This window comes from Ferrimonas senticii DSM 18821 (assembly GCF_000422665.1).
GTDB classification, from domain to species: domain Bacteria; phylum Pseudomonadota; class Gammaproteobacteria; order Enterobacterales; family Shewanellaceae; genus Ferrimonas; species Ferrimonas senticii.
In genome coordinates this window covers 80,468-96,851 of record NZ_AUGM01000017.1, presented here as the reverse complement: position 1 = coordinate 96,851, position 16,384 = coordinate 80,468, and the positions used below count along the sequence as shown (strand labels likewise).

General features: G+C 54.1%; 12 protein-coding genes and 1 pseudogene. 4 read left to right on the top strand and 9 right to left on the bottom strand.

Annotation, left to right across the window (positions count from 1 at the left end; all coding sequences use genetic code 11):
* The 4 genes and pseudogenes from G506_RS20710 to G506_RS0110340 all read right to left on the bottom strand — a co-directional run.
* Nucleotides 1-246, bottom strand: a pseudogene (locus G506_RS20710) (IS481 family transposase); the annotation flags it as partial.
* A gap of 373 nt (nt 247-619) precedes the next feature.
* Complete coding sequence (locus tag G506_RS0110350; RefSeq protein WP_028116800.1) at nt 620-1,264, bottom strand: TorD/DmsD family molecular chaperone; 645 nt, start codon at nt 1,262-1,264, stop codon at nt 620-622.
* Between the two features lie 64 nt (nt 1,265-1,328).
* Nucleotides 1,329-1,994 (bottom strand): DMSO/selenate family reductase complex B subunit, encoded by a 666-nt coding sequence (locus tag G506_RS0110345; RefSeq protein WP_240473411.1) that lies wholly within the window; start codon nt 1,992-1,994, stop codon nt 1,329-1,331.
* Between the two features lie 12 nt (nt 1,995-2,006).
* On the bottom strand, nt 2,007-4,517 hold the full coding sequence (locus G506_RS0110340; protein WP_028116798.1) for a DMSO/selenate family reductase complex A subunit: 2,511 nt from the start codon (nt 4,515-4,517) through the stop codon (nt 2,007-2,009).
* 140 nt (nt 4,518-4,657) lie between these two features.
* Here G506_RS0110340 and G506_RS20935 point away from each other — a divergent pair, with 140 nt between their 5' ends.
* Both G506_RS20935 and G506_RS0110330 read left to right on the top strand, forming a co-directional pair.
* Complete coding sequence (locus G506_RS20935; RefSeq protein WP_156904869.1) at nt 4,658-4,825, top strand: hypothetical protein; 168 nt, start codon at nt 4,658-4,660, stop codon at nt 4,823-4,825.
* A gap of 91 nt (nt 4,826-4,916) precedes the next feature.
* The gene (locus tag G506_RS0110330) at nt 4,917-6,071 is read left to right on the top strand and encodes a hypothetical protein (protein ID WP_028116797.1); all 1,155 of its coding nucleotides are present in this window, start codon (nt 4,917-4,919) and stop codon (nt 6,069-6,071) included.
* A gap of 56 nt (nt 6,072-6,127) precedes the next feature.
* Here G506_RS0110330 and G506_RS0110325 read toward each other — a convergent pair whose 3' ends face one another.
* The 4 genes from G506_RS0110325 to G506_RS0110310 all read right to left on the bottom strand — a co-directional run bounded on the left by G506_RS0110325 (nt 6,128) and on the right by G506_RS0110310 (nt 10,902).
* Nucleotides 6,128-7,093 carry an ABC transporter permease gene (locus tag G506_RS0110325; RefSeq protein WP_028116796.1) on the bottom strand — a complete coding sequence of 322 codons (966 nt, stop codon included), beginning with the start codon at nt 7,091-7,093 and terminating at the stop codon, nt 6,128-6,130.
* Nucleotides 7,094-7,096: 3 nt separating this feature from the next.
* Nucleotides 7,097-8,203 carry an ABC transporter permease gene (locus tag G506_RS0110320; protein WP_028116795.1) on the bottom strand — a complete coding sequence of 369 codons (1,107 nt, stop codon included), beginning with the start codon at nt 8,201-8,203 and terminating at the stop codon, nt 7,097-7,099.
* The gene (locus G506_RS0110315) at nt 8,200-9,768 is read right to left on the bottom strand and encodes an ABC transporter ATP-binding protein (protein ID WP_028116794.1); all 1,569 of its coding nucleotides are present in this window, start codon (nt 9,766-9,768) and stop codon (nt 8,200-8,202) included. Before G506_RS0110315 ends, G506_RS0110320 begins: the two co-directional genes overlap by 4 nt.
* A gap of 129 nt (nt 9,769-9,897) precedes the next feature.
* Nucleotides 9,898-10,902 carry a BMP family lipoprotein gene (locus G506_RS0110310; protein WP_028116793.1) on the bottom strand — a complete coding sequence of 335 codons (1,005 nt, stop codon included), beginning with the start codon at nt 10,900-10,902 and terminating at the stop codon, nt 9,898-9,900.
* Between the two features lie 495 nt (nt 10,903-11,397).
* Here G506_RS0110310 and G506_RS0110305 point away from each other — a divergent pair, with 495 nt between their 5' ends.
* On the top strand, nt 11,398-11,790 hold the full coding sequence (locus G506_RS0110305; protein WP_028116792.1) for a nuclear transport factor 2 family protein: 393 nt from the start codon (nt 11,398-11,400) through the stop codon (nt 11,788-11,790).
* A gap of 105 nt (nt 11,791-11,895) precedes the next feature.
* Nucleotides 11,896-12,972, top strand: coding sequence for a GGDEF domain-containing protein (locus tag G506_RS0110300; protein ID WP_028116791.1), 1,077 nt, complete (start codon nt 11,896-11,898; stop codon nt 12,970-12,972).
* Here G506_RS0110300 and G506_RS0110295 read toward each other — a convergent pair.
* A complete protein-coding gene (locus G506_RS0110295; protein WP_028116790.1) occupies nt 12,969-16,382 on the bottom strand; it encodes a PAS domain-containing hybrid sensor histidine kinase/response regulator in 3,414 nt (1,137 codons plus the stop codon). The two genes, G506_RS0110300 and G506_RS0110295, sit on opposite strands and share 4 nt — an antisense overlap.
* Nucleotides 16,383-16,384: the final 2 nt, after the last annotated feature.

Genomic DNA, 16,384 nt, shown 5'->3' with positions numbered 1-16,384 from the left:
CAACGGTAACAACAACGTCTTGCGCAACTCCACCACAATGAACTCCTGAGTTTTGCTCAATGTGGTGCCCAAGTTGTGCTTGGTATGGGAGCCGTCATTTACCGTCGTTCGACGCTTCCAGCGACGGATGGTTGATTCAGCCACACCGAGTTCTCTAGCGAGCACTGCCACTGGTTTGGTTGATTGTTGGATCAGTTTCCGAATTTTCGGTGTGGTGGTGGCATTCGCATGGAGTTTAATCTGCATGTGCTGCTGTCCTTAGCTGCTGAATGAACTTGGCTATCCAGTCACGAGAATATAGGAATCTCGATGCGGAGCAACCAAGCCATTCATCAGGGACCCAACAAGTAGCTTTGGGTAATCTTATTAGGGCGTGTTGACCTTTACTGTATATTTTTGCGCCCGCTTTTGGCTGTTTTTTAAAGCCAATTGATATTGGTTGGTTAATTTTGCTGTTTAGTGCTCACTATGGAGCGCCTTGCAGGGTCGGGCTAGCAGCTGTCACTCTTCGTCATACGATTTCGACGTAGAGCAACTAGGCCTTCAATCGCAATCCTCGATTGACAGCCGCTATCCTCGACCAAATTCTGAACACCAAACGTCAACACGCCCTACTTCCCTACTGAAATAACTGCAATTTCAGTGGCGTCAGTTTCAGATCGTGTTGTAAGCCAATCAGCACCGATTGGGTTAACAAACCAACGCCACGGTAGTAATCGCTGTTGGCCGCTTGCGCCAACAATTCGAGGAAACGACCTGACCACGGTAGCAGATGCTCTTCTAGCAGCACTTTCACCGCCGCCAACGCGTGACCATCTTGCTGTTGCATCTCCAGCGCCAGCAGCGCCGACACCGCCGATAACATTAAGCCGATGTGATCCACCGGTTCGTTGTTGTCGGTGCTAATGTCGATGCCATGATGCTCATAGAAACGACCAAGCGCTTGGGTGGATGGGCCGCACAGCAGCCGTTTTTCATGCAGGTAGGGTGAACCCCATGGGATCACGCCCAGATCCCCTGGTCCAATAAACAACGGCGTGTGATCTTGCTTTGCCAACATCAGTGCCTGCGGCTGCGCCAGCGCCTTAACCAAGTGACTCAAGCCCTGCTCACGCGTCAACACCTCACCGGCCATCGGCCAACTGTCACTCAGATGCGCCTGCTGCAACATCTGCACAAACTCAGCGGTCGGCGCGAAGTACAGCGCGTGATACAGCAGGTTAGTTTGCGCTTGATAGGCCTGCATATCGGTTAGATTTAACATCTCTGTCCCTATCTTAGATAAACAAACGGCGCTGCCGAGGCGCGCCGTTAATCATAAATGCCAATTAAACTTCAGCGTAGTTGAGCACGTCACCGCGCTTTGAACCGGTTGGCTGATGCAGGCGGTTCTTGGCGATCAGCAAGTTTGGCTGAGTGTAATCCGAGCTTGGCAGCGGCGCGATATCTGGGCGAGTCGCCTCTGGGTATTTCGCTTGCAGCTCTTCCATCAAACCATAATCCAGCGCGCGCATTGGGCAAGATTCCACACAAGTTGGCTTCAAGCCTTTGGCAACGCGGTCGAAACAGCCATCGCACTTGGTCATGTGACCTTTGGCGTGATCCATCTGCGGGGCGTCATAAGGACAAGCTTGGGCGCAGGCTTCACAGCCGATGCACTGGCTGGTATCCACCACCACCAAGCCATCTTCTGCACGCTTGTGCATGGCGTAGGTGATACAGGCTTCCACACAAGCAGGCTTAGTGCAGTGGTTGCAGCTGATCGAGGTGTAGTAGGCAAATACGTCTTGGCTTACTACACCGGTTTCAGCGTCTTTGCGCCAAACGCCACCGCCGTATTCGTAAACGCGACGGAAGTTGACGCCCACCGGCAGATCGGAGCGGTCTTTACAGCTGACCTGACAGGTTTTACAACCGGTACATTTGCTGGTGTCTACGTAAAAGCCGTACTGCTGTTTGATTTCTGGCTTAACTTTCATGTGTCGGCTAGTCATATTCCGCTCCTATTACGCCTTTTTAATCTCAACTCGGTTGGTGTGCTGGCCATTGCCTTTTGCCACCGGAGTTGGACGCTGGGAGGTCACGGTATTCAAACAACCGCCCACATCAATGCCTTGTTCGTTAAATTTAACCCAGGCGCCTTGGCCCAGCGCGGTAACGCCGATCATGATCCGCGGGGTTACCTTCACTGGCAGTTCGATGGTGCCACGATCGTTAAATACGTGAACGATATCGCCGCTCTGCAAACCACGCTCTTCAGCGTCCAGCGGGTTCATCCACACCGCATCTTGGACCGCTTCGCGCAGCCATGGCACGTTGTGGTAAGAGGAGTGCGCCCGCCCCTTAGTGTGGTAACCGTGCAGCTGCAGCGGGTACTTCTGATGGCGCTCCGCTTCACCAGCGATGTCGCTGTTGGTTTGGTAACCATCCCAAGTTGGTACGTACTTAGGGATCGCGGTGATGGTATCACCGGCGGCAATGTCCCAAGTGTCAGCCATCTGCTGCAGAGTGGTGGAGAACACCTCAATCTTGCCAGATGGGGTTGCCAACTTGTTGGCGATTGGGTCGTTGCGGAAGTCTTCCAGCACGATGTATGAGCCATGTGGCAGGTATTTACGGAAAATACCCTGCTGCTTCATTACCTCTTTGCTTGGCAGCTCTGGGGTCGACTTCTGCGCTTCAGCGTAGAACTCGGCGCGCCACTGATCTTTGGTTTTACCCTCAGTGAACTGCTCGGTCACGCCCCATTTCTCCGCCAAACCAAGGCAGATATCGTAGGCATCACGACATTCCCACATTGGCCCAACCGCAGAGGACATCTGGATCAGCGTGCCGGTATCACCCGCCGCGTAAGCTTGGTTAACCAGATCGTCTTCGGTTTCCAGCCAAGTTACGTCTGGCAGCACGATATCGGCCCACTGCGCCGATGGGGTCATCCAGTTGTCGATCACTACGATCAACTCACACTTGCTGTCATCGGACAGAATGCGCTTGGTTTCGTTGGTTTCCGCGTGCTGGTTGATCAGCGCGTTACCGGCGTAGTTGATGATCGCCTTGATGTTCACGCCCAGTTTGCCGTTGCCGTTGGCATCCAACTGATCCGCTGGCAATTTCACGCCATCTTTAAGCACGGTCATGTTTTCGCCATCTTCAATCGCTTGAGTCCAAGTGAAGAACGAAATGGCTTTGGTAACGGTGTTCAGGTGACCCAGTGTTGGCATCTTTGGCGCGTTCAAGGACGCCCCAGAGCACAACGCACCGGTGTTGGTACCAGCACGGCCAACCGCACCGACCAGCAGCGGTAGCATGTAACACGCACGCAGGTTGTTCTCACCAGAAGCCTGACGAGACAGTGCCGCGGCGGTGTGGACAAACGGCGCTTTCGCCGCCGCAAACTCGCGAGCCAAGGTGCGGATGGTATCGGCGCTTACGCCACAAATGCGCTCGGCCCACTCTGGAGTACGGGCGTTCTTACCAACGCTGCCGTTGTCTTTGGTGGCATCCAAAATGTGCGCTTTGTAGGAGTGCTTAAAGCCATAGCCTTTTGGCATGGTGTTGCCATCAAAGCCCTGCACGTAGGTGTCGAGGAACTGCTGATCGTACAGCTTTTCGGTGATGATCACGTACGCCATCGCCTCGGCCAACGCCGCATCGGTTCCCGGACGTACTGGGATCCACTGATCTTCCTTACCCAGCGCCGAATCGGTGTAGCGCGGATCGATGATCACACACTTAAACTTTTCGGTACCGGCGGCACGTGCGCGCTGCTTGGCTTGGATGATATTGAGGTAGTCGTAGGACTCGCCAGAGCCAGACATGCGAATTTCTGATGGGTTGTGACCAATCATCAATACGAAGTCAGAGTTTTTCATCTCGGCGTTGGAAGAGCCCTTCCAGCCATAGTTGGCGGAACCAAAGGTGTACTCTGCGGCTTTGTACAACTGCGCCCAAGAGTAATCACCATAGCTGCCCAGATAGCCGCCCATGATGTTCATTAGACGGTACAGGTTCTGCTTACCAGCGAAGTGGTAACCGGCACCGGAGTTATAGGTAAAGTGGGTACATTCCGGACCATGCTGATCACGCAGACGCTTTAATTCGCTCGCCACAATCGTGAAGGCTTCATCCCAGCTGATGCGCTCAAACTGGTTGCTGCCACGAGGACCAACCCGTTTCAGTGGGTATTTCAGGCGATCTGGTGCGTACACTCGCTGACGCAGCGAACGGCCACGCAGACAGGCACGCACGTTATGGTCTTTGCCGTACTGATCGGTTTCGCCTTTACGGACAAAGTCAGTCTCGATACGGGTAATGGTTTGCTGACCATTGATGTTCTGCGAGAACACCCGCACTGGGCAGTTGGAGCCACAGTTCACCAAACAGGAGGACCAGTTTAGGGTCTCTTCCACTGGCACACTGGCATCCACTACCGGCTTGGCGGATTCACGGTTACACCCAGTCACGACCGCAGCAGCGCCTAAGGAGGCGCTCATCTTCATAAAATCACGGCGAAGCATCTGTTCTACCTCTTACTCTGCGGTCGCGCCGAAGCACCCAAGCCGCATCAAATTGAACAATTTCTTAGGGTTAGGATATTGCTTAGGTATGAACAGGTACCGCCAAGTTGTGAATGATTTAGATCAACCTATGAAGAGTTATGAAAAAACACACCAAATACGCGATCGCGATCACAATTACACAGCAGTTGCGACCATTTTTGTTCGCCAGCAAATCACCAAACTGTGAAGCAAAGCGGTCGAATGATCATGGCGTTACCGCCATGCCAAACCTCTTTGCCGTCAACCGCAATGACGCCATGGTATAGACGCTTACTAATCCAACCGATTATGTCGCGCCTTTAGCCAATAACCCCTACAATTCGCGGCGTTTTTTGGTATCTGTAACGGTGTATAACAATGAAATCTGTTCGCCCCATGCTGTTTGCTGGCGCTATTGCCCTCGCGCTCAGTGGCTGCTCGCTATTGGAAGTTAAGCTGGAAAGCGGTATTGAGCCTCTGCCGAAAGAACAGTTGAGCATGCGCGTGTTTACCCGCGACTATGCCAGCACCTTTTACGCCGGCGTAGAGCAAAGCGCCGATGCGATCATTCAACAAGGGGATCTGGCCGCTCAGAGCAACGCCTTGTTGTGGAAAATTTCCGCCGAGCAAACTCTTGGACAAACCATCTTTCAAGTGTCGCCGGTAGCGGCGATGGTCGACACTTGGGCTTTTACCGCCCAGATGCAGGCGTTCTTTGACAGCGGCAATGGCAAACGACTGTTTGGCGACCGGAGCGCCTTAGCGGCCACCACCAGTGCTCAACTGCTGGGGGATTACGAGCGGCGGATGCGCGGCCTGATGAGCCGCGCCGAGTTTGAAAAAAACCAGCAATTTATCCAACAGTACGTCGAGCAGTACCCGCTGTTTGATATCACTTTCCCGCGGGTGTCAGCCTTTAATGATTGGCTCAAGTTCCAAGGCATCGGCGAATTTGACGCCGTCACCACCTTTGGTAGCGTGCCAGAGGTGATGACCGATATGTCTGATCGAATGGCGATGTTAGCGGCACAAACCCCAAAAATCCTCGGCTGGAAAGCCGAGCTGTTCGCGCTGCACTCCAACATCAACTCTGAAGAGTTACAGCAAACCTTACAGCAGATCAGCACCACCTCCGCCAAATTCCAAGCGCTGATGGCGCAAAGCCCAGAGCTGATGCAACAACTGGCGGTCGATATGCGTCAAGAACTGACCCCGCTGCTAACCCAACTGGACGCCAGTGCCGAACGCAATCTGGCCCAGTTGTCGGTTGAGCGTCAGGCACTAGAGAAGATGGTCGAACGGGAACGGCTGGCGCTGGAGCAACTGGTTGCTCGTGAACGCCAAGCGGTCGCCAGTGAGGCCGACGCCTTGGTCGAGCGCACCGTAGCCCAAGTGTTTAGTGAACTGACCAACACCCTGCAAAGTCTGATTTTGTACCTGATCCTGTTCTTGCTGGTGGTGTTCTTTGCCCCATTAGGACTGGGTGTCTGGCTTGGCAAGCGCATCGGCTTAAAGCAAGCGAACCCACGTTAATAACATAAAAAAAGAGAGGCGTTATGCCTCTCTTTTTTATCGCATCAGACGCCCGGTTACCGGGTCTTTTCGTACGGGGTTCCTACCGCTTTCGGGCCAACCGCTTTGCCGATAAAGCCAGCCAACAGCAGCACCGTCAGTACGTATGGCAACACTTCAATCGCTTGCACTGGCACTTCACCAATCACCGGCAGTTCAACCCCCTGCATCCGCACAGCCAGCGCATCCAAGAAGCCAAACAGCAAACAGCCAAACATCACCGTCACTGGACGCCACTTACCGAAGATCAGTGCCGCCAGCGCGATAAAGCCTTTACCGGCGCTCATGTTAGGCACAAAGCCCGCAGCATGGGCAGTAGACAGATAAGCCCCGGCGATCCCCGCCAGTACGCCAGCAATCAATAGTGCCCGATAGCGCAGCCACGCTACCGAGATGCCGGCGGTATCAACCGAATGCGGGTTTTCACCCACGGCGCGCAAACGCAGACCAAAGCGGGTGCGCTGCAATACCCACCACGACAGTGGCACCAACGCAAACGCGCCGTACACCAGCAAGGTGTGTCCCGACAGCAAGGTCGAGTAGATAGCACCAACAACCGGCACGTCCGCTAACGCCTCGGCAAATGGCAAGGTTATTGGGGTAAAGCGCTGTTCGCCAACCAGTGCTGGGGTTTGCCCACCCATCTCAAACCAGTAACGGCCCAAGGCGATAGTCAAACCGGCGGCCATCATATTGATGGCAGTGCCAGAGACCACCTGATCGCCTTTATGAGTGATCGCCGCAAACGCGTGGATCATGGCGGTGATGACACCGATAACGATGCCCGCCAACAGACCAAACCAAACGCTATTGGTCCAATAAGCCACCGCCGCAGCGGCAAACGCCGACGCCAACAGCTTACCTTCCAAGGCGATGTTTACCACCCCAGAGCGCTCTGAAAACAACCCAGCCAGTGCCAATAGCAACAGTGGCGTTGAGATCCGTAAGGTCGAATCCAACAACAAAATAATGGTATCGAACATCGCTTAGGCCTCTTTGTTCTTGGCAAACAGGTGATAAATCTTGCCGACCGGCTTAACCAACATCAGCGACAACGCCCCCGAGAACAGCACGACCAGCGACTGCACTACCACCACCATTTCTCGCTCAACGTTGTCGTATTCAAACGCCAGTTCATTGCCACCTTGGAACAAGATCCCAAACAGAATCGCCGCCAGCAAAATACCGACCGGATGGTTACGACCAATCAATGCCACGGCAATGCCGGTGAAGCCGTAACCAGCAACAAAATCCAGACGCAACTGGTGGCTGTAGCCGGTGATCTCGTTCATCCCCAGCATCCCCGCCAATGCGCCGGAGATCAGCATCACAATCACCGTCAATCGTTTGGGATTGATGCCGCCGTAGTTGGTCGCAGTTGGGTTTGCCCCAAGCGCCCGAATCGCGTAGCCCCAGCGAGTGCGGCGCAGCAAAGTCCAAACCGCCACCAGCGCCAGCAGTGCCAGCAAGAACGACGCATTCAGCGGGCTGGCTTCAAACTCAATGCCCACCATCGCCAGCAGATCATGAATAAACGGCAATTGGGCGCTGTCGGTCATCAGTCGTGATACCGCCGACATCTCACCGGCGGGTTTAAACACGTTAACCATCAAGTACACCATCAAGCTGGACGCGATGAAGTTGAACATGATGGTGGTGATCACCACATGACTGCCACGGTAGGCTTGCAGGTAGCCTGGGATCAGCGCCCACAAGGCACCAAACAGCATGCCGCCAGCCAATGACAGCGGGAACAGCAGCAAGAACGGCATGGTGTGATCCAGTGCCAAACAGACAATCGCAGTACCCAGACCACCGATGTAGGCTTGGCCTTCACCGCCGATGTTAAACAGGCCAGCGGAGAACGCCACGGCAACCGCCAAACCGGTAAAGATAAAGTTGGTGGCGTAGTACAGGGTGTAGCCGATCCCCTCTTGGTAGCCCAGCGCCCCTTGTACAATCAGTGCCCCGGCTTCCACAGGGTCAACGTCAATGGCAATAAACAGCAGCGCCATCACCGCAAACGCTAACATCACGTTCAGCAATGGCAGCACGCCAACGTTGATCCACGTTGGTAAATTATTGTTGTTCACAGGCTTTCTCCGGCTTGCTGCAGTTCATCAGGAATCACGTTAGCCATCATCATGCCAAGGATCCGTTCGTTGGCCTGAGCCGCCGCGACTTCCCCGACAATATGGCCATCGAACATCACCACGATGCGATCCGACAATGCCAAAATTTCATCCAGTTCTACCGATACCAACAGCACGCCTTTGCCTTGGTCACGCATATCGACAATGCGTTTGTGGATATATTCAATCGCGCCGATATCAACGCCACGAGTCGGTTGACCAATCATCAACACATCTGGGTTTTGCGCCACTTCACGGGCGATAATCAGCTTTTGCTGGTTGCCGCCAGAAAACAGCGAACTGCGCAGTTTCGGATCCCGTGGGCGCACGTCCCACTCCTCCATCCAATCGGCGCAGGTATCGGTGATCGCTTTCGGCTTGTTGAGAATGGCGCCGTTGTAACGGGCCTGTTCATGGATCCCCAGCATGGCTGATTCTTCCGCGCTGAAGCTTTTGATAAGCCCCATCGCCAAGCGATCTTCAGGAACGTGGCCAATGCCCATCGCCCGCATCGCTTTAGGGGTGCTTGGGTGCTCGGCATCAATAACTTGGTCACCGATAATCACCGCGCCTTTGGTTGGCGCCAAAATACCAGCCAGCACCTCCATCAGTTCCGACTGGCCATTACCGGATACCCCAGCAATGCCAACCACTTCGCCAGCGCGGATCTCAATGTTGACGTTCTTAAGCATGTCAACGCCGCGGCTGTCGGTGTAGGTCAGATCCTTGGCCGCCAGCAGCACCTGTTGCGGGGTCGCGTCTTGCTTCTCCACTTTCAAGCGAACTTTGCGACCAACCATCAATTCCGCCAACTCTTCTTTATTGGTTTCACTGGTTTTAACGTGGCCAACCATCTGTCCCTGACGCATCACCGATACGTTATCGGTCACCGCCAAAATCTCCCGCAATTTGTGGGTGATCAACAAAATGGTTACCCCCTGGGCACGCAGCGCGTCCAAGATTTTAAATAGGTGATCGGTCTCTTGCGGCGTCAGCACCCCGGTTGGCTCATCAAGGATCAACACCTTGGCACCGCGGTACAACGCTTTAAGGATCTCTACCCGTTGCTGTAGCCCCACTGGTAACTCTTCGATGGTTTTATCCAGTGGTACTCGCAGTTCATATTCGTCGGCCAGTCGCTCTAGCTCTTTACGAGCCTTGCGCAAGCTGGTGCCTAACATCGCGCCGTCCTCGGCTCCCAGCACCACGTTTTCCAGCACAGTAAAGTTGTCCACCAACATAAAATGTTGATGCACCATGCCAATTCCAGAAGCGATCGCTTCACGGGAATTGGTGATATTGCAGCGCTTGCCTGCCACGTGGATCTCGCCCTGATCCGCTTCATAAAAGCCGTAGATGATGTTCATCAGGGTCGATTTACCGGCACCGTTTTCACCGATGATGCCGTGGACCGTCCCAGCGGGAACCTGCAGATTGATGTTTTGGTTAGCGTGGACAGCACCAAATCGTTTATCAATGCCGCGCAGTTCCAACGCCAGAGGCGACGTATTGGAGGCTTGAGCCATTGCTTATCTCGCTTTGCGGGTGAGTTCTGTAGAGTCGTCTAATTTGAATTAGACCAATGCCCGAGTGGGCAAAAGCCCCACCTAGCAGACGCAGGGTGAGGCTTTGGTAACGAGCTAAAACTTACCGAATTAGTAGTTGCAGCTGTTGTTAGCCATGTAATCGTGAACCACGATTTCGCCAGTGATGATCTTCTGGGCGATGGCGTCGATTTGGGCTTCTTGCTCGGCAGAGATCAGATCACGGTTGTACTGATCCAGTGCCCAAGCGATACCGCCGTTAGCCAGACCGTTGGCCTGAATGCCAGCCTCGAACTTACCCGCTTGGTAATCTTCGAACATCTGGTAGGTGGTGTAGCCAACGCGCTTAACCATTGAGGTCAGCATCACGCCTGGGTGTAGGTAGTTTTGGTTGGAGTCAACACCGATAGCAAACTTGCCTTCATCCTTAGCCGCTTGGTATACGCCGTTGCCGGTACCACCAGCGGCGGCAAACAGCACATCAGCGCCCTGGGAGAACTGCGACTTCGCCAGCTCAGCACCGCGAACTGGATCGGCAAATGCCGCTGGGGTAGAGCCAGTCATGTTCTGCAGTACGGTGGCGTCTTTAGAAACGTACTTAGCACCCTGTTCAAAACCACAAGCAAACTTACGGATCAGTGGGATGTCCATGCCGCCGATAAAACCAACGGTGTTGGTCTTAGAGTTCATTGCCGCAACCGCGCCCACCAAGAACGAGCCTTCGTGCTCAGCGAACACCAGTGACTTAACGTTTGGCAGATCAACCACTGAATCGATGATAACGAAATCGGTTTCTGGGAACTTCGGCGCTACTTTGCTCAGCGCGGCAGAGTAGTTAAAGCCGACTACAACGATTGGCGAGTGACCTCGTTTTGCTAGGCGCTCCAAGCCTTGCTCACGCTGAGTATCGTTTGATGGGGTGTACTCACGAACCTTAACGCCTTTGTCTTTGTGAAAGGCGGTAACACCATTCTCAAATACCGCTTGGTTGAACGATTTGTCGTGCTTACCGGCGGTGTCGTAGGCCACAGCAGGTTTAAATTCAGCCGCACCAGCGACCAACGAAGTCAGGGCCAGTGAAACTGCCGCAGCAGTTGCAGCGATCGCTTTTTTCATCAGAGATCTCTCGTTGTAGTAATTTTCTTAGTTATTTCCCCAACTTGGGGAAAGGTACGCCTACCGATATACCATCACTCTGCCCTGCTCAAGCCACAATCATCAGTGACCAATACAGATGTGAGCAAGGTCACGCAAACTGCCCATTGATTAACCAATTAAATTTGCAGTCGCTTGAGATTACATTTTTTCACATCGCTAACTCAGCTCAACATGTTGTTTTATTACCAACATATAGCCGAGTAACAATCGTCAAATCCCGCTAACATTTCAGCAATTTAGTAAGTTAGAAACAGAACAGAGTGTTCGCTCTCGGTTGCGTGGGCGCCAATGTTACCACCAAATGCAATCAATGCGACTGTGAATTAAAGCAAAATTCACAGTAAGTCACAGACAATGCGATCGGCGCCACATTGGCACTAACGCCCCTGTTGCAACCTCGGTTGCTGCGGCAGCATTAACGGTTAACCAATGGCGCAATCAAGGAACCGCAACATGAATCGCAGTGACGCATGGCATCAACTTATCCAAAGCCGCAACATCGGCGCCCTGGGCGATCTACTGGCCGACAACGCGCAATTTCATTCGCCGGTTATTCATACCCCACAACAGGGCAAAGCGTTGGTGCAAAAATACCTAAGTGCCGCCTTTATGGTGCTGCTGAATGACAGCTTCCGCTACGTTCGCCAAGTAGAAAACGGCGACCACAGCATCTTAGAGTTTGAGCTAGAACTGGATGGGATTAAGGTCAATGGCGTCGATATGATTGAATGGGATCAGCAGGGGCAGATTGTTGACTTTAAAGTGATGCTACGACCACTAAAAGGGATCCAGCAAGTACAGCAACAGATGGCGCTAATGCTGCAGCGGTTTAGCCAAACCGCCTAAACGTTTGCCAACGATACGGTGTTGCTAACCTCCCCAATATTGGAATTTGCCAACGCAATGAAGTAACTACAGTTACAGCATGACCTATCGATGCTGTAACTGTTGATGTTCACCCCCTCCTCACCGACAGAACTGGATGTTTACCGGCTGCCGATTCTGCGGCGGCTGCTGTTGATCTTGGCGGCAATCTATCTGCTCTATTGCCTTATCGACCTGCATTACGAGCGAGCACAGTTGGCTTTGGCCGAGTTGTTGATGATGTTTTACTGCTTGTTCTTACGGCAGCTCACCTTTCATAGCCAACGGCTACTGCCCTATCTACTGGTGCTTTACGGCGGCTTCAGTGCCCTGCAGATATACTCCAGCATCTCCACCACAGTTGCAGTAACCGCCCATCTAGCGTGGAGCCTGTTAGTGCCGGTATTTATCTACCCCCTGACCGGCCGGCGTTGGGGCAATGGCCTAACCGCCCTGCACCTGTTAGCGCTGGTGCCGATGATGGCGTGGGCGCAGTTCAGCGACCATATTAATGTCCATTGGCTTAATCTGTTGAGCCTAACAGTGCTGTATCTGTCAGTCTGGGCAGTTGCCCACCAACATGAAAGTGAGCGCTTTTTATTACTTAAGTCACTGCAACGGCGGGCCGACAGTGATCCCCTAACCGGCTTGCAAAATCGCAGTCAGTTGCAACCGCAATTTAAGCAACTGCGAGATCGCGCGGTGAAGCTCCAGAGCAAACCGCTGGTATTGGTACTTATCGATCTGGATTACTTTAAGCAGGTTAATGATCGCTATGGTCATCCCGCTGGCGATGCCACTTTGCTGCATTTTAGTGAACTGCTGCGCAGTAACACCCGCCATGATGACCAAGCGTTTCGCTTGGGCGGTGAGGAGTTTGCCCTGCTGCTGCCACATACTGATAGCAACGGCGCGATGACACTGCTCACCAAACTGCAACGATTTCTGGCTGAAAATCCGTGTCAGTTCAAACAGCACAGCATCAGCTACGCCTTTTCAGCTGGCATCGCCTGCTGGCCAAACGACAATCACGAACTTCACAACCTTTACAGCATCGCCGATCGACGCCTGTACTTAGCCAAGGCCTCCGGTCGCAGCCGCATTTGCCAAAGCGATAGCGCAGTCGAAGCCGAAGCCGAAGCCGAAGCCGAAGCCGACAGCTAGTTTAGCCGCTGGCGCAATTGTGCCGACATCAATGCTTTTAGCGCCGCCGGTTTAACCATCTTCGCCATAAACCCAAAGCCCTCGGCCTCCACCTGTTCCAGCAACTCTTTACGGGTATCGGCGGTGATCAAAATGCCGGGTATTTCGCGACCATAACTTTGTCGTAACGCCCGCATCGCTTCTAAACCGGTGCGGCCATCATCCAGGTGGTAATCGGCCAGAATCATCTGTGGCGCCACGCCGGCAAATCCCAGTTGCATGCGCGCATCGGCTAAGCTGGTGGCGGTAACCACTTGGCACTGCCAGCGCTCCAGTAATCCTTTTAGCGCCGCCAAAATGGCCTCTTCGTTATCGATGCACAACACCGTTATCCCCTGCAGTGAGCGATTAACAAACGCCGATGGCGTCGCTAGTTTGGGCTCTTCCACTACCGCATCGGTTAACGGTACCCGCACCGAAAACATTGAACCGCGACCAAGTTGCGAACGCACCGACAGCGGATGCTTTAGCGCATGCGCCACCCTATCGGCAATCGCCAAACCTAAGCCTAAGCCGCTGTTGCCACGATGCTCATCCACCTGTTGGAACTCGCGGAAGATCAGCGCGAGATCGCTTTGGTTAATACCACAACCGGTGTCATGCACTTGGATCTCGATGCTGTCGCCACAGCGCCGGCAGCCAAGCAAAATGGTGCCACTGTCGGTGTAGCGCAGAGCATTGGTTAAAAAGTTCTGTACAATCCGGCGTAACATATTGGGATCGGTGTCGATCACCACATCCGCTAACTGCTGGCGGAACTTAAGTCCGGCCGCCAACGACATCGCCTCAAATTCCACCACCAACGGTTGCAGTACCGTTTTCAAGCGCACCGGGCGGCGATTCAAAGTAAAATTGCCCGCTTCTAATTTCGAGATATCCAACAAGTCCGCCAGCATCTCACCGGCGCTTCTTAATGAGTTGGCGATATTGTGCAGACTGGCCTTATCTTGTTGCTGCCGCTGGCCATCTTGCAGCATCGAGGCGGTAAACAACCGCGCCGCATTTAACGGCTGCATCAGATCGTGCCCCACCGCCGCTAAGAAACGACTTTTCGATTGGTTGGCCAACTCTTCCGCCGCCTTAGCTTGGCGCAATTGTTGATTGAGCTGGGTGAGTTCGCGGGTACGTTCCGCCACCCGCAGCTCTAGCTCTTCATTTAGGCTGGTCAAAGCCTGCTGTTGCTGACGAAACTCGGTAATGTCGAAAAAGGTCATCACAAAGCCACCATCAGGCATCGGGTTGCCCTGCATCTGGATCACCTGCCCATCGGCACGGCGCCGTTCCGACTTATGCGCTGAGCCCGCACGCATATAGTTGACCCGTTTCGCCACATGCTGCTCGACCTCCCCGGGGCCACAGCGTCCCAAAGAGGCGTTATAGCGAACGATCTCTTCAACCGGTTTGCCCACCACTAAGAAGCCATCTGGATAGTCAAACAGTTGCTGATAGGTGCGATTCCAAGCCACCAGATTCAGATCTTTATCAACCACCGAGATCCCCTCAGCGGCGTGCTCAATCGCGCCGCGCATCTGATCTTGCCCCAAGACAATCTTGGCACTGGCTTCATCCACCAGTCTAAACACCTGATCAATCGCCAGATCCTGCCCCTCAAGTACGCTCTGCATCACCGCCGAAGCCGAAGCCGCCCCCAGCACCGAAGCCAGCATCCGCTCACCGGCCTCCACCATCTCTGGCTCAGCTTTTTTGTTCCAAGTATCGCGGGCAATCGCGCTCGGAAATTGCTGGGCGAAACTGCGATAGGCGCGATCCGGACCGATAAAGCGACTAACCAACAGCAACAGTTCCTGCTGGCTGATGTTGCTGTGAGGGTTAACTCCGCGCTTAGGCAGAATGGACTGAGTAAAGATCCGCGCTTGTACCCGATCGGTAACCGTGGGCCGTGCCAATACCGAAAAGCCGACAAACAAGGCGCTATTGATGCACAGTACCAGCAGCAATTGGCTCATATCGGCGCTTAGCCCAAACCACACTAGCTGCCAGCCCTGCTCAGCCAACAGCGGCTTCGACAACACCAACACCCAGCCCAATAGTCCGACCAACAAACCGGCCAAGACCCCATTGCGGTGGCCCCGGCGCCAATAAACCGCGCCAACAAACGCCGGTGCCAACTGGGCAAAGCCGCCAAAGGCCAGCATGCCAATCCGCGCTAGGCTTGGAGCCTGATCAATCTGCAGATAAGCGCCATAAGCGGCCAGCAGCACCAGCACAATAATCAGCCGCCGACTGTTAAGCAGCCGGGTTGAGAATTGGTTGAAGTTCTTATCGCGGATGGTACCGCTGCGCAGTGCCAGCGGGATCATCCATTCGTTGGAGATCATAATGGCGACCGTAACCACCGCCACAATCACCATCGAACTGGCGGCCGAGATCGCCCCCAGCAGCGCCACCACCGCCAACCAATCCATCTGTAAATATTGCGGCAAAGTAATGACGTAGGTATCCGCATGGACACTGTCCCCCAGCAAGACGCGGCCAGCGACCGCCAGCGGGATCACAAACAGCGCCCACAGGATCAGATAGGCCGGCAACGCCCAGCGACTTTTCAATAGGCTGCGTTCATGGTTATTTTCAACCACCAGCACGTGAAACATCCGCGGCAGCGCCATAAAGGCCGCCATCGCAATCAAGGTATCGGGGGCGATGTCCAACAGATCTAAGGAAAAGGACGGTAACTGCCGTTGCTGCTGCGCCTGGGCAAACAGATCGGCCGGGCCATCAAACACCGCAAACAACACCACCGCACCGACGGCGACAAACGCCAGCAGCTTGACCACCGATTCAAACGCCACTGCGACAATCATGCCCGGATTGTGCTCGGTGGCATCGAGCTTACGGGTACCGAACAGGATGGCAAACAGCGCCAAGGTGATGGTGATCCCCAGCGCCAGCATCCCCTCATCAAGCTGGCTGTCGCCTTGAAATAGGTTGATCGCCACCACCATCGCTTTCAGTTGCAGCGCCATGTAGGGCATCAACGCTAGGGTCGCCACCAAAGTGACCCCGACCGCCAGCAACTGCGATTTGCCGTAGCGGGCGGCGATAAAATCCGCCATCGAAGTAATGCTCTGATCATTGGCGACTTTGACCACCCGACGGATAAAGCCAAAGCCGAGCGAAAACATCAGTACCGGAGCGATGATGATCGGCACAAAGGCCCACGGTTGCTGCGCCGCTTGGCCAACGGTGCCGAGAAAACTCCAACTGGAACAGTAAACCGCCAATGACAGGGCGTAGATCACCGTTTTACCGCGCTTTAGCCACGCACTGGCATAGCGCTCTCCCAGCCACGCCACCAAAAACAAGATGCTAATGTAGGCCAATGCGATGATGGCGATGGTGTAACTGGTCACGG

Bases quoted from the DNA above. Each gene is read 5' to 3' on its own strand.
- G506_RS0110310 (WP_028116793.1), bottom strand. From the start codon at position 10,902: ATGAAAAAAGCGATCGCTGCAACTGCTGCGGCAGTTTCACTGGCCCTG.
- G506_RS0110315 (WP_028116794.1), bottom strand. From the start codon at position 9,768: ATGGCTCAAGCCTCCAATACGTCGCCTCTGGCGTTGGAACTGCGCGGC.
- G506_RS0110300 (WP_028116791.1), top strand. From the start codon at position 11,896: ATGTTCACCCCCTCCTCACCGACAGAACTGGATGTTTACCGGCTGCCG.
- G506_RS0110325 (WP_028116796.1), bottom strand. From the start codon at position 7,093: ATGTTCGATACCATTATTTTGTTGTTGGATTCGACCTTACGGATCTCA.
- G506_RS0110340 (WP_028116798.1), bottom strand. From the start codon at position 4,517: ATGCTTCGCCGTGATTTTATGAAGATGAGCGCCTCCTTAGGCGCTGCT.
- G506_RS0110350 (WP_028116800.1), bottom strand. From the start codon at position 1,264: ATGTTAAATCTAACCGATATGCAGGCCTATCAAGCGCAAACTAACCTG.
- G506_RS0110305 (WP_028116792.1), top strand. From the start codon at position 11,398: ATGAATCGCAGTGACGCATGGCATCAACTTATCCAAAGCCGCAACATC.
- G506_RS0110345 (WP_240473411.1), bottom strand. From the start codon at position 1,994: ATGACTAGCCGACACATGAAAGTTAAGCCAGAAATCAAACAGCAGTAC.
- G506_RS20935 (WP_156904869.1), top strand. From the start codon at position 4,658: ATGAAAAAACACACCAAATACGCGATCGCGATCACAATTACACAGCAG.
- G506_RS0110330 (WP_028116797.1), top strand. From the start codon at position 4,917: ATGAAATCTGTTCGCCCCATGCTGTTTGCTGGCGCTATTGCCCTCGCG.